Raw genomic sequence first — 12,083 nt, forward strand, 5'->3', positions numbered from 1 at the left:
GGCTCAGGCCGCGAAGGCGATGGCTTCAGGTTCGACCTTGGGCAGGGCAGCCCAACGGTCGGCACCCAGCTCATAGAGCAGCGCAGCGGCGCTGCCGGGGCCATCGGCCAATGTGCCTTTCATGCGCAGGCCCAGACACTCCAGCGTCTTGCGCGTTGGCGCATTGCTGGGCAAAACGGCAGCGACGACGGTACTTTCGTGGTGCTGTTCGAAAGCCTGGCTCATCGCATGCTGGGCCATTTCCGATGCCAGGCCGCGGCCCCAGGCCTGGGGCGTGATGCGGTAGTAAAGGTAGAGGCCGGCGTGGCCGGCAACGCTGCGGTGCATCAGGCCGCCAAAGCCGATCAGCGTCTCAGGTTGTTCGCGCTCGGCGATGGCCCAGTGGCCGAAACCCCGCGTCTGCCAGTGAGCAAGCCAGGCCTGCAACTGGGTTTCGGTGGCCGCGCGGCCGTGCGGCGTCGCGGCGGCACAGAAACGGTTCACCGCCGGGTCGGCATGCAGCGCCGTCAGGGTATCCAGATCGCTTTCCCGCGGTGGCCTCAACACGAGGCGTCGGGTCACCATGGCCGCTGGCACGGCCGCAACAGAGGCGCAGAACTCACTCGGAACCATGTACGACGCAAACTCGGTGGAAACCCTAGGAGGGTAGCCGCGAGCCGGCCGAGGCGAAAGCCCGGGGGCACGGGACCTGTCGCAAAACCGTCACAAAGCCACGTAAAGAGCGCAGAAGCAGGGCCGACTCGGCGGACCAGCAAGGCCGCCGGCGCCCAGACCGGCCCGGACTCAAGGACCGGGCCTGGCGCTGAACTACAGCGCCGCGACGGTCAACCCGTCAGCAGCGCGTTGACGCGCTTCACATAGGCCGCCGGGTCTTCCAGGTGACCGCCTTCGGCCAGCACGGCCTGGTCGAACAGCACCTGGGCGAGGTCGTCGAAGTGATCGCTGCCATCCAGCTTCTTCACCAGTGCGTGCTCGGCGTTGATCTCCAGCGTTGGCTTGCTCTCAGGCGCGGTCTGGCCGGCCTGCTTCAACAGGCGCGCCAGATGGCCGCTCATGTCGCCCTCTTCCACGACGATGCAGGCGGGCGAGTCGACCAGGCGGGTTGTCACGCGCACGTCCTTGGCACGGTCCTTCAGCGCTTCTTTCAGCTTGTCCAGCAGCGGCTTCAGGCTCTCTGCCGTCTCGTCGGCCTTCTTCTTCTCGTCCTCGTCCAGCAGCTTGCCCAGGTCGACCGCGCCCTTGGCGACGGACTGCAGCGTCTTGCCTTCGAATTCATAGAGGTGGCTGAGCATCCACTCGTCGACGCGGTCGACCAACAGCAGCACCTCGATGCCCTTCTTGCGGAAGATCTCTAGCTGTGGGCTGTGCTTCGCAGCAGCGAGCGAATCGGCGGTGATGTAGTAGATGACGTCCTGGCCGTCCTTCATGCGCGACACATAGTCGGCCAGGCTGACGTTGGCGTCCGCATGCGTCGAGGCAAAGCGGAACAGCTTGGCCAGGCGTTCCTGGTTCTGGTGGTCTTCGCCGATGCCTTCCTTGAGCACCTGGCCGAAGTCCTTCCAGAAGGCGGCGTACTTGTCCTTGTCGGCCTGCTCCTCGCTGTTGGCCAGGCTTTCCAGCATGCCCAGCACGCGCTTGGTGGAGCCCTCGCGGATGGCCTTCACGTCGCGGCTTTCCTGCAGCAGCTCACGGCTGACGTTCAGCGGCAGGTCGGCCGAGTCGATCACGCCCTTGACGAAGCGCAGGTAGACCGGCATCAGCGCCTCGGCGTCGTCCATGATGAAGACGCGCTTCACGTAGAGCTTCACGCCGCCGCGCTTGTCGCGGTTCCAAAGGTCGAAGGGCGCCTTCTGCGGGATGTAGAGCAGCTGGGTGTACTCGCTGCGGCCCTCGACGCGGTTGTGCGTGTAGGCCAGCGGCGCGTCGCTGTCGTGGCTGATCTGCTTGTAGAACTCTTCGTACTGTTCTTGCGTGACCTCGCTCTTGGAACGCGACCACAGCGCCGAAGCCTTGTTGACCGGCTCCCATTCGTCGAGCACGACCTGCTTGGCGTTGTCCGCGTCCCACTCTTCCTTCTTCATCAGGATGGGGAGCGAAATGTGGTCGCTGTACTTGCTGATGGTCGACTTGACGCGCCAGGTCTTCAGGAACTCTTCCTCGCCGTCGCGCAGGTGCAGGATGACGTCGGTGCCGCGGCCAGCCTTGGTGATGGTCTCCAGCTCGTACTCGCCGGTGCCTTCGCTGCTCCAGCGCACGGCCTGGTCCACCGGCAGACCGGCACGGCGGGTCTCGACGGTGATGCGGTCGGCGACGATGAAGCCGGAGTAGAAGCCCACGCCGAACTGGCCGATCAGCTGGGCGTCCTTCTTCTGGTCGCCTTCCAGCTTGGCCATGAACTCGCGCGTGCCGCTCTTGGCGATGGTGCCCAGATGCGAGGCAGCCTCGTCGGCGCTCATGCCGATGCCGTTGTCGCTGATGGTCAGCGTCTTGGCTTCCTCATCAAAGCTGACGCGCACCTCCAGGCTGGTCTGGTCTTCCCAGAGCGCCGCGTTGTCCAGCGCCTCGAAGCGCAACTTGTCGCAGGCGTCGCTGGCGTTGCTCACCAGCTCACGCAGGAAGATCTCCTTGTTGGAGTACAGCGAATGCGTGACGAGGTGCAGGATCTGCTTGACTTCGGCCTGGAAGGCGTGGGTTTGCTTGGTCATGGTGAGGTGTCCATCAAAACAAAACGCGGCCTCAGGTCGGGCCGCGCGGCAGGAGTTCAAGTGGGGGCGTCAGTAGGAAACTGCAAGCCGTGGCACATCGACTTTGATCAGCGCCTTGGACAGCGAACCAGCCGCCGCGCGGGCGTAGTCCAGCGCCCAGGCGGCATCGGCAAACGCGGCCGGCCCTGCGGCCAGCGCGACGCCCACCAGCTTGTCGGCCAGCAGCACCTTGCCCGAGCCTCGCAGGGGCTCGCACTCCAGGCGGACGAAGTTCTCGTCCAGCCAGCGGCGGGCGGCCTCGAAGCCCAGCACCTCGGTGCCGTCGAGCTGGATGTCGACCGGCGCGCCGGTGGCGAAGATGACGGTGATCCGGGCTTGCATGGCCCGGATTGTGTCAGTGGACCGACGATCCGGGTCGAGGACGACTGCTGGAGGACCCGCGCTCAGTCACGCGACCGGGGCAGGGCTTGGCGCCGCCCCAGGACAGTCAGCGATGCAAGGCCGAGCATCAAGCTCAGCCAGGCTGCGGGCTCCGGCACGGGAGACTGCGGGTCGTTGGCGCCCAGGGTCAGGTCGTCCCACACCACCTTGCCCGGCTGCCCGGTAAACACCACCGACTTCGCCACGCCCGAGAAGGAGTACCCGCCCGGCCCGAAGGGGCACCGGCTGGCGTTGTAGGCCGCGCAACCTGGCGAGCCCGGCAGCAGCACCAGCGGCGGCGCCAACAGTGCACCGTTGCCGCCCAGGCCGCTGTAGGCAGAAATAGTTGCCACCGAGCCAGGCGCCACCGCGTAGCTGAAGCCGATCGCGAAGCTGAAGCCGCTGGGAAAGTCGAAATACGTTGAGGTGCCACTGCCGATGCCCATACCGCCCTGCGACGAGGTCACCGACAGGCCGCCGCGCGAGGCATTCGAGCAGCTTCCGCCCAGCGCATTCAGGCAAACCGCCACCGCGTTGCTCGCGAAGGTCGCGCCCAGATTGGCGCCCGTCGTGCCCTGGCTGCTGGTGCCGCCGCTGTAAAAGCTCAGGATGTCGGCGTAGCTGGTGCTGGGATAAGTGGCGTTCACGCCTTCGAACCCAATGACCACCACCGCCTGCGCGGGGGCGGCGAGCAGGGCAGAGAAAGCGGCCGCAAGCAGTAGATGTCGCATGGTGCTGATCCTCAGGATGCCCAAAGGCTCAGGCTACTCCCGGGCGCGCCGGGCCGCGCCCCCGACCCCTTGATTTACCCCTTGATTCGGGGGCCCGCACTCAAGCGCCAGTGCGATCAGGCCCGTGTCGCGCGAACCGCCTCGGACAGCACGTCCAGCACGGCCAGGGAGTCGTCCCAGCCCAGGCAGGCATCGGTGATGCTCTTGCCGTATTCGAGTGCGGCCGGGTCGTCCTTGCCGGGCGTGAACTTCTGGGCGCCGTCATGCAGGTGGCTTTCCACCATGACGCCGAAGATGCTCTTGCCGCCCTCGCGCATCTGGCCGGCAATGTCGCGCGCCACGTCCAGCTGGCGCTGGTGCTGCTTGCTGGAGTTGGCGTGCGAACAGTCCACCATCAGGCGCTGCGGCAGCTTGGACTTGGCCAGGTCAGCGCAGGCCTCGGCGACACTCTTGGCGTCGTAGTTGGGCGCCTTGCCGCCGCGCAGGATGACGTGGCAGTCGGCATTGCCGCGCGTCTCGACGATGGCGACCTGGCCGTTCTTGTGCACCGACAGGAAGTGGTGGCCGCGGGCGGCGGCCTGGATGGCATCGGTGGCGATCTTGATGTTGCCATCGGTGCCGTTCTTGAAGCCGATGGGCGCCGAGAGGCCCGAAGCCAGCTCGCGGTGCACCTGGCTTTCGGTCGTGCGCGCACCGATGGCGCCCCAGGCGATCAAGTCGCCGATGTACTGCGGCGAGATGACGTCAAGGAACTCGCTGCCGGCCGGCACGCCCAGGCGGTTGATCTCCAGCAGCAGCTGGCGGGCGATGCGCAGGCCTTCGTCGATGCGGTAGCTCTCGTCCAGGTAGGGGTCGTTGATCAGGCCCTTCCAGCCGACGGTGGTGCGTGGCTTCTCGAAGTAGACGCGCATGACGATCTCCAGCGTGCCGGCGTACTTCTCGCGCTGCTCCTTGAGCTTGCGGGCGTACTCGATGGCGGCCGTCGGGTCGTGGATGGAGCAGGGGCCGATGACGACGAGCAGCCGGTCGTCCTCGCCGCTCATGATCCTGCGGATGCGCTGGCGGGTCTGGCCGATCAGGTTCTCCATCGCCGTGCCGCGGATGGGGAAGAAGCGGATCAGATGTTCCGGCGGCGGCAGCGGCGTGACGTCGACGATGCGCTCGTCGTCGGTGGCACTGGTCTTGTCGTCCTGGGAGTACCAGCGCTGGGCTTCGGGTTCGACGGAGGAGACTTTGGCGTTCATCGGATCAGCCTTTCAGAAAACAAAAAACCGCCGGGCTTTGCGGGCCCGGCGGTTTGTAGGGAGTCTGGGTTCAGCGCGCGCGCTCAGGACTCTCCACCGCCGGGGCGGGGAAAAAACCAAAAGCTAAAGTAAGCAGCGCGGGACATGGGAGCGGAATCTAGCACGCTGGCCGGCGCAGTCGTTCGTGAAGCGCCAAGCCAGGCTTTCAAGCCGTGCCACCCACCGTCAATCCCTCGATCCGCAACGTCGGCTGCCCGACCCCCACCGGCACGCTCTGCCCTTCCTTGCCGCAGACGCCCACACCGGTGTCCAGCGCCATGTCATTGCCGATCATGCTGACGCGGGTCAGCGCGTCCGGGCCGTTGCCAATGATGGTGGCACCCTTGACCGGGTACTGGATCTTGCCGTTCTCGACCCAGTAGGCCTCGCTGGCCGAGAACACGAACTTGCCGCTGGTGATGTCGACCTGGCCGCCGCCGAAGTTGGTGGCGTACAGGCCCTTCTTGATCGACGCGACGATCTCCTTGGGATCGTCCTTGCCGCCCAGCATGTAGGTGTTGGTCATGCGCGGCATCGGCACATGGGCATAGCTCTCGCGGCGGCCGTTGCCGGTCGGGGCGACCTTCATCAGCCGCGCATTCATCGCGTCCTGGATATAGCCCTTCAGGATGCCGTCCTCGATCAGCACATTGCGCTGGCTGGCACAGCCCTCGTCGTCGACGTTGAGCGAGCCGCGGCGGTCGGGGATGGTGCCGTCGTCCAGCACCGTCACGCCCTTGGAAGCCACGCGCTGGCCGATGCGGCCGGCAAAGGCGCTCGAGCCCTTGCGGTTGAAGTCGCCCTCCAGGCCGTGGCCAACAGCTTCATGCAGCAGCACACCGGGCCAGCCCGGGCCGACCACGACGACCATCTCGCCGGCCGGCGCCGGGCGGCTTTCCAGATTCGTCAGCGCGGCGTGCACCGCCTGCTCGACATAGCTGGCGATCATCTCGTCAGTGAAATAGGCCAGGCCGAAGCGCCCACCGCCGCCGCCCGAGCCGACCTCGCGGCGGCCATTGCTCTCGGCGATGACGGTGATGGACAGGCGCACCAGCGGGCGCACGTCCGCTGCCAGCGTGCCGTCGGCACGCGCGATCAGCACCACCTCGTGCTCAGCGGCCAGGCCGGCCATGACCTGAGCGACGCGCGGGTCCTTGGCGCGGGCCATCTTCTCGGCGCGCTCCAGCAGTGCGACCTTGGCGGCACTGTCGAGGCTGGCAATGGGGTCGGACACGCCGTACAGCTCGCGGCTGCCGGCCACGCGACCCTGCGAAGGCACCTTGACCTTCTTGCTCTGCCCAGCCGCGGCGATGGTGCGCACGGTGCGCGCGGCATCCAGCAGCGAATCGAGCGAGATGTCGTCCGAGTAGGCGAATGCCGTCTTCTCGCCGGCCACGGCGCGCACGCCGACGCCTTGGTCGATGCTGAAGCTGCCGCTCTTGACGATACCCTCCTCCAGGCTCCAGCCCTCGGCGCGCGTGGTCTGGAAGTAGAGGTCGGCGTCGTCGACGCGATGCTCGGTGATGAGGCGCAACGCCTGCGAGAGCGAGGCCTCGGTCAGGCCGAAGGGCTCCAGCAGTTGCGAGCGGGCGGTGGCCAGGCGGGCCAGGGTGGGTTCGACGGCGATCATGGCTTGATTCTAGGAAGTCGGGCGTCAGGCATTGGAAGACATGGACATCCTTCTTTACCGGCAGGGTGTCAGCCGCGCGGAAAAAGGCGTCGTTGTGGACAGACCTTGCAACCCGACGTCCCCAAGGAGTCCCCGATGAAGACCTTTCACAAAGCCCTGATTGCCCTGCTGACCCTCTCCGGTGCCAGCGCCTTCGCACAGACGCCCGGCACCAACACGCCTCGCATCGACCAGCGCGAGGCGAACCAGCAGGCCCGGATCGCGCAAGGCGCCGCCAGCGGCAGCCTGACGGCCCACGAGACCCAGCGCCTGGAGAAGGAACAGGCTCGCGTCGACCACGCCGAGGCGAAGGCCAAGGCCGACGGCACCGTCACCGCCAAAGAGCGCCGCCGCCTGACCGCCATGCAAGACGGCGCCAGCCGCGACATCCACCGCAAGAAGCACAACGCCCGGGAGCAGTGACGCAACGCAGCCGCGTGTCGAGCCAGATGACCCATGCATTACGCCTGCTAACAAATCCATCCCTGGCGGTGGCCTGCTAGGGATGGCCGGCGAGGCGAGGCCCCGCACAGCATGCGGCGTATCCGTCCTTCACGGATTTGGAGCGCCGCATGAAGCTTTTCCCGCTCGCCACGCTGGCCCTGGCCGCTGCTGCCGGTCCTGCCTTCGCCGCCACCCTGGTCGGCTCGGGCTATGAGCAGCCCGTCTTCCTGACCGCCCCCAGCGGCGATTCGCGGCTCTTCATCGTTGAGAAGACCGGGCGCATCAAGGTGCAGGACAGCGGCGGCACTGTTTCGACCTGGCTCAACCTGTCTGGGCAGGTCGACACCGGCGGCGAGCGCGGCCTGCTGGGCCTGGCCTTCGACCCCGGCTTCGCGAACAACGGCCGCTTCTATGTCGACTACATCGACAAGACGACACTGAGCACCGTCGTCGCGAGCTACACCGTCAACGGCGCAGGTGCCGTGGACCTGGCCAGCGCCAAGACGGTCATCACGGTGGCCCAGCCGGCCGGGCGCAGCAACCACAAGGCGGGCTGGATCGGCTTCAGCGCCGCGGATCCTGGCCATCTCTACGTGGCCACCGGCGACGGCGGCAGCGGCAACGACCCCGACAACAACGCCCAGAACCTTTCCAGCAACCTCGGCAAGCTGCTGCGCATCACGCCCAACGCCGCGGGCGGCTACACGGTGCCAACGGACAACCCCTTTGTCGGCGTGGCCGGCAATGACGAGATCTGGGCCTATGGCTTGCGCAACCCCTACCGCAACAGCTTCGACCGCCAGACGGGCGACCTGTGGATTGGCGACGTGGGCCAGGGCGCGCGGGAAGAAGTGGATTTCGCTTCCGCTGCCTCGGGCCTCGGCCGTGGCGCCAACTACGGCTGGCGCGTGCGCGAGGGCACGATCGCTACGCCCGGGATCAGCGACCCCACGCCGCCCAACCTGACCGAGCCTATCTACGACTACGGCCGCGCCAACGGCGATGCCACCGTCATTGGCGGCTATGTCTACCGTGGCGGCGCGGATGCCAGCCTTGAGGGCAAATACGTGTTCGGCGACTACATCTCCGGCCGCATCTGGACCCTGAACGGCGGTACCGCCACGCCACTGGCCTCGCCCTTCGGCGGCTCGACGCTGACCAGCTTCGGCGAAGGAGGCAATGGCGCCCTCTATGCCGTCGGCATTGACGGCAATGTCTATCTGCTCGCTGCCGCGGTGCCCGAGCCCGCGCCCGCGCTGTTGCTGGCCCTGGGCCTGGCGGCCGGCAGCCTCTTCACTCGTCGCCGCCGCGCTTGAGGGCCAGACCGGCGTCGTAGAGGCGGTTGCGCGGCGCGCCGCTGATCTGCGCGGCCAGGGCGACGGCCTGCTTGAGCGGCAATTCGGCGACGAGCAGGGCCAGCACGCGCAGGGCCTCAGTGGGCAGTTCATCGTCCGCCGCGGCCTGCGGCGCCAAGGCATGCAGCACGAGGACGAACTCGCCACGCTGGCGCTGGGCGTCGGCCGCGAGCCAGGCCGGCAGCGTCGCAGCCTCGGCGGTGTGGATGCTCTCGAACTGCTTGGTCAGCTCGCGGCAGACCGTCACGCGGCGCGTCGGCGCCAGTTCGGCCAGCAGTGCAATCACCTCGACGATACGGTGCGGCGCCTCGAACACGACCTGGCTCTGGCCTTCCACAGCCAGCACCGCCTGCAGCGCCGTGCGGCGTTCGCCGGCCTTGGTCGGCAGGAAGCCGGCAAACGCAAAGCCCCGGGCCGCCGTGTCGCCAGCCACACTAAGGGCCGTCACCGCGCTGCTCGGCCCGGGCAGGGGCAGCACGCGGTAGCCGGCTGCGACCACCTCCTGCACGAGCACGGCGCCGGGGTCCGAGATGGCCGGCGTGCCGGCGTCGGAGGCATAGGCCACGCGCTCACCAGCGGCCAGCCGTGCGAGGACAGTGGCGCTGGCCTCGCGCTCGTTGTGCTGGTGCAGCGCGATCAGCGGCTTGTGCAGGCCCAGATGGCGCAGCAACTGAGCTCCCTGGCGCGTGTCCTCGCAGGCCAGGGCATCGGCCAGGCTTAAGGCATGGATGGCGCGCAAAGAGATATCAGCCAGATTGCCGATCGGCGTCGCGACGAGATAGAGCGTGGCGGCCGGATACTGCTGGCCGCCGGCTGCGGCTTGTGCGGCCTGACGAAGCACAGAGGCATCAATGTTCAAGTGGGGCTCTCGTTCAAAACCTGACCGGGCCGAGATCGGCCTGGCGGGCGAGGACGCGGCGCTTGCGCATCTGCAGCGCGCCGGCCTGCGCCTGGTGGAGCGGAATTATCGAGTCGGCGGCGGCCCCAACCGCCGTGCCGGCGAAGTTGACCTGATCCTGCAGGACCGCGACGGCACCCTGGTCTTCGTCGAGGTGCGGGCAAGGGCGAGCGATTCGCATGGCGGGGCGGCCGCCAGCGTGACGGCCAGGAAGCAGCAGCGCCTGATCTACGCGGCCCAGCACTATCTGCTGCGCCACGCCAGCCCACCGCCCTGCCGTTTCGACGTCGTCGCCATCGACGGCGCTGAACTCACCTGGCTGCAGGCCGCCTTCGATGCGGGTTGATACCGACGCTGCTGCTGCGCTGACTATGATCCCGCCCCAATGATCGAGCAACGCATCCAGCAGCAATTCTTCGAGAGCGCCGACCTGCTCTACCAAGCCGCCGAGCAACTGGCGCGGCCCCTGGCGATGGCCGCGCAGATGGTGGTGGACGCCGTCACTGGCGGCAGCCGCATCCTGTGTGCCGGCCAGGGCCTGGCCAGCATGGACGCCGACTACCTGGCCGCCCGCCTGGCCGGCCGCTTCGAGCAGGAGAGGCCTGGCCTGGCCGCCTGGAGCCTGTCCGCCCAGGCCCGTGACGCCGCGGGCGTGGACCTGGCGCGCCTCCTGCAGGCCCATGGCCACCCGGGTGACGTCCTCGTCATGATCGAGCCCCTGCGCGAGCAGCGCGACGCCTGGCAGTCAGCCGTGGCCGTGGCCCATGCGCAGGAGATGAGCATCATCGCGTTGACCGCCCAGCCACCGGGCGCCGCCGACGAATGGCGCGGCCTGCTGCAGGACACCGATATCCAGATCCGCGTCAGCCACGGCCGCGAGCCACGCGTTGTGGAAGCCCAGCGCGTGCTGCTGCATGCGCTGGTCGACGCCGTCGACCTGCAACTGCTCGGCAGCGACGAATAACCTTTTCGATGGAAGCCTGATGAAAAAACTCACCCTGTCCCTGACCGCCGCCATCCTCGCCAGCACGCTTGCCACCGGGTGCGCACCACTGCTGATCGGCGGCGCGATGGTGGGTGGCGTCAGCGTCGCCACCGACCGCCGCACCTCGGCCACCCAGCTCGAGGACGAGACCATCGAGATCAAGGCCGGCGCCCGCATCCGCGAGCAGCTGGGCGACAAGGTGCACATCAACGTCAACAGCTACAACCGCGTCGCGCTGATCACCGGCGAGGCCCGCAACGAAGCCGACCAAGCTCAGGTGGAGCGCATCGTCGCCGGCGTCGAGAACGTCACCAAGGTGCTGAACGAGACTGCGGTCACGATGCACAGCGCACTGAGCGGTCGCTCCAACGACGTCGTCATCCAGGGCAAGGTCAAGGCCTCGTTCATCGACGCGCGCGACCTGCTGAGCAATGCCTTCTACGTTGTCGTCGAGCGCGGCCAGGTCTTCCTGATGGGCCGCGTGACCGAACGCGAGGCCAATCGCGCCACCGAGATCGCGCGCCAGGTCGGCGGCGTCAAGAAAGTGATCCGGGCGTTCGAGATCATCAGCGAAGACGAACTCGCTCGCCTCACACCGAAAAAGCAGTAGCTCTGAGCACAGCCACAGAGGCACGGAGACGCAGAGGAATTCGCTGAGGCTTTCTCCGTGCCTCTGTGACTCTGTGGCTTTGTTGGGTCAGAGACGCTTGATCAAGCTGGACGTGTCCCAGCGATTCCCGCCCATGGACTGGACGTCCGCATAGAACTGGTCCACCAGCGCCGTCACCGGCAGGCGTGAGCCATTGCGGCGCGCCTCGTCGAGCACGAGGCCCAAATCCTTGCGCATCCAGTCGACCGCGAAGCCGAAGTCGAACTTGCCTTCGACCATGGTCTTGCCGCGGTTGTCCATCTGCCAGCTTTGGGCCGCACCCTTGCCGATGACTTCGAGTACCTGGGTCATGTCCAGGCCGGCGTTCTGGCCAAAGCGCACGGCCTCGGACAGGCCCTGCACGACACCGGCGATGCAGATCTGGTTGACCATCTTGGCAAGCTGCCCCGAGCCCGGGCCGCCGAGCAGGGTCACGGCCTTGGCGAAGGCCAGGGCGATGGGTTTCACCATGTCAAAAGGGGCCGCATCGCCGCCACACATGACGGTCAGGGCACCGTTGACCGCGCCGGCCTGGCCACCGGATACCGGCGCATCAACGAAGGCGACGCCCCGCTTGGCTGCCTCGTCGTGCAGCTCGCGAGCCACGGCCGCCGAGGCTGTGGTGTGGTCCACGAAGACGGCTCCCGAGGTCATACCGGCGAGTGCACCTTCGTCGCCGAGCGCCACCGAGCGCAGGTCATCGTCGTTGCCAACACAGCAGAACACGAACTCCGCGCCCCGGGCGGCCTCAGCTGGCGTGGCGGCAAAGGCACCTCCGTATTCCTTGACCCAGGCCTCGGCCTTGGACTGCGTGCGGTTGTAGACGGTGACCTGGTGGCCAGCGCGCGCCAGATGGCCGGCCATCGGATGGCCCATGACGCCCAGGCCCAGGAAGGCGACGCGGCGGGCGGGAACGGGGTCGTAGCTGCGGGTGGTCATGAGCA

At 67.4% G+C, this 12,083-nt stretch carries 13 protein-coding genes; 5 read left to right on the forward strand and 8 right to left on the reverse strand.

Annotated features, from left to right (window positions below; all coding sequences use genetic code 11):
* Positions 1-3: 3 nt before the first annotated feature.
* The 6 genes from ASC91_RS04615 to tldD form a co-directional block, all read right to left on the reverse strand.
* Entirely contained in the window at positions 4-564 is a 561-nt protein-coding gene (locus ASC91_RS04615) for a GNAT family N-acetyltransferase (protein WP_162247736.1), read from the reverse strand.
* A 260-nt stretch (positions 565-824) separates the two neighbouring features.
* The gene (gene htpG / locus ASC91_RS04620; RefSeq protein WP_056192970.1) at positions 825-2,705 is read right to left on the reverse strand and encodes a molecular chaperone HtpG; all 1,881 of its coding nucleotides are present in this window, start codon (positions 2,703-2,705) and stop codon (positions 825-827) included.
* Between the two features lie 69 nt (positions 2,706-2,774).
* Positions 2,775-3,086: a hypothetical protein gene (locus ASC91_RS04625; protein ID WP_056192972.1), complete on the reverse strand. Its 312-nt coding sequence runs from the start codon at positions 3,084-3,086 to the stop codon at positions 2,775-2,777.
* A 62-nt stretch (positions 3,087-3,148) separates the two neighbouring features.
* Complete coding sequence (locus tag ASC91_RS04630) at positions 3,149-3,856, reverse strand: PEP-CTERM sorting domain-containing protein (RefSeq protein ID WP_157281151.1); 708 nt, start codon at positions 3,854-3,856, stop codon at positions 3,149-3,151.
* 116 nt (positions 3,857-3,972) lie between these two features.
* A complete protein-coding gene (locus ASC91_RS04635) occupies positions 3,973-5,100 on the reverse strand; it encodes a 3-deoxy-7-phosphoheptulonate synthase (protein WP_056192978.1) in 1,128 nt (375 codons plus the stop codon).
* Positions 5,101-5,305: 205 nt separating this feature from the next.
* Complete coding sequence (gene tldD, locus ASC91_RS04640) at positions 5,306-6,769, reverse strand: metalloprotease TldD (protein WP_056192981.1); 1,464 nt, start codon at positions 6,767-6,769, stop codon at positions 5,306-5,308.
* 135 nt (positions 6,770-6,904) lie between these two features.
* On the opposite strand from tldD, the gene ASC91_RS04645 reads away from it, so the two are divergent.
* Together ASC91_RS04645 and ASC91_RS04650 are read left to right on the forward strand one after the other, a co-directional pair.
* Positions 6,905-7,231: a hypothetical protein gene (locus ASC91_RS04645; RefSeq protein WP_056192984.1), complete on the forward strand. Its 327-nt coding sequence runs from the start codon at positions 6,905-6,907 to the stop codon at positions 7,229-7,231.
* A 149-nt stretch (positions 7,232-7,380) separates the two neighbouring features.
* A complete protein-coding gene (locus ASC91_RS04650) occupies positions 7,381-8,568 on the forward strand; it encodes a sorbosone dehydrogenase family protein (RefSeq protein ID WP_056192987.1) in 1,188 nt (395 codons plus the stop codon).
* Here the strand turns inward: ASC91_RS04650 and rsmI are convergent.
* A complete protein-coding gene (gene rsmI / locus ASC91_RS04655) occupies positions 8,546-9,466 on the reverse strand; it encodes a 16S rRNA (cytidine(1402)-2'-O)-methyltransferase (protein ID WP_056192990.1) in 921 nt (306 codons plus the stop codon). The two genes, ASC91_RS04650 and rsmI, sit on opposite strands and share 23 nt — an antisense overlap.
* Here rsmI and ASC91_RS04660 point away from each other — a divergent pair.
* Genes ASC91_RS04660 through ASC91_RS04670 form a run of 3 tightly spaced genes read left to right on the forward strand, consistent with a single transcriptional unit; the run spans position 9,459 to position 11,100 of the window.
* Positions 9,459-9,851, forward strand: coding sequence for a YraN family protein (locus ASC91_RS04660; protein WP_056193141.1), 393 nt, complete (start codon positions 9,459-9,461; stop codon positions 9,849-9,851). The two genes, rsmI and ASC91_RS04660, sit on opposite strands and share 8 nt — an antisense overlap.
* Before the next feature lie 39 nt (positions 9,852-9,890).
* Entirely contained in the window at positions 9,891-10,469 is a 579-nt protein-coding gene (locus ASC91_RS04665; RefSeq protein ID WP_056192992.1) for an SIS domain-containing protein, read from the forward strand.
* Between the two features lie 19 nt (positions 10,470-10,488).
* The gene (locus ASC91_RS04670; protein ID WP_056193000.1) at positions 10,489-11,100 is read left to right on the forward strand and encodes a BON domain-containing protein; all 612 of its coding nucleotides are present in this window, start codon (positions 10,489-10,491) and stop codon (positions 11,098-11,100) included.
* 87 nt (positions 11,101-11,187) lie between these two features.
* Here ASC91_RS04670 and ASC91_RS04675 read toward each other — a convergent pair whose 3' ends face one another.
* Positions 11,188-12,078 carry an NAD(P)-dependent oxidoreductase gene (locus ASC91_RS04675; RefSeq protein ID WP_056193003.1) on the reverse strand — a complete coding sequence of 297 codons (891 nt, stop codon included), beginning with the start codon at positions 12,076-12,078 and terminating at the stop codon, positions 11,188-11,190.
* Positions 12,079-12,083 lie beyond the last annotated feature (5 nt).

It is taken from the genome of Pelomonas sp. Root1237 (genome assembly GCF_001425055.1).
Classification (GTDB): Bacteria; Pseudomonadota; Gammaproteobacteria; order Burkholderiales; family Burkholderiaceae_C; genus Pelomonas.

Excerpts from the sequence above, each read along its gene's own strand:
- ASC91_RS04615 (WP_162247736.1), bottom strand. The coding sequence starts at position 564 with ATGGTGACCCGACGCCTCGTGTTGAGGCCACCGCGGGAAAGCGATCTG.
- htpG (WP_056192970.1), bottom strand. The coding sequence starts at position 2,705 with ATGACCAAGCAAACCCACGCCTTCCAGGCCGAAGTCAAGCAGATCCTG.
- ASC91_RS04625 (WP_056192972.1), bottom strand. The coding sequence starts at position 3,086 with ATGCAAGCCCGGATCACCGTCATCTTCGCCACCGGCGCGCCGGTCGAC.
- ASC91_RS04630 (WP_157281151.1), bottom strand. The coding sequence starts at position 3,856 with ATGCGACATCTACTGCTTGCGGCCGCTTTCTCTGCCCTGCTCGCCGCC.
- ASC91_RS04635 (WP_056192978.1), bottom strand. The coding sequence starts at position 5,100 with ATGAACGCCAAAGTCTCCTCCGTCGAACCCGAAGCCCAGCGCTGGTAC.
- tldD (WP_056192981.1), bottom strand. The coding sequence starts at position 6,769 with ATGATCGCCGTCGAACCCACCCTGGCCCGCCTGGCCACCGCCCGCTCG.
- ASC91_RS04645 (WP_056192984.1), top strand. The coding sequence starts at position 6,905 with ATGAAGACCTTTCACAAAGCCCTGATTGCCCTGCTGACCCTCTCCGGT.
- ASC91_RS04650 (WP_056192987.1), top strand. The coding sequence starts at position 7,381 with ATGAAGCTTTTCCCGCTCGCCACGCTGGCCCTGGCCGCTGCTGCCGGT.
- ASC91_RS04660 (WP_056193141.1), top strand. The coding sequence starts at position 9,459 with ATGTTCAAGTGGGGCTCTCGTTCAAAACCTGACCGGGCCGAGATCGGC.
- ASC91_RS04665 (WP_056192992.1), top strand. The coding sequence starts at position 9,891 with ATGATCGAGCAACGCATCCAGCAGCAATTCTTCGAGAGCGCCGACCTG.
- ASC91_RS04670 (WP_056193000.1), top strand. The coding sequence starts at position 10,489 with ATGAAAAAACTCACCCTGTCCCTGACCGCCGCCATCCTCGCCAGCACG.
- ASC91_RS04675 (WP_056193003.1), bottom strand. The coding sequence starts at position 12,078 with ATGACCACCCGCAGCTACGACCCCGTTCCCGCCCGCCGCGTCGCCTTC.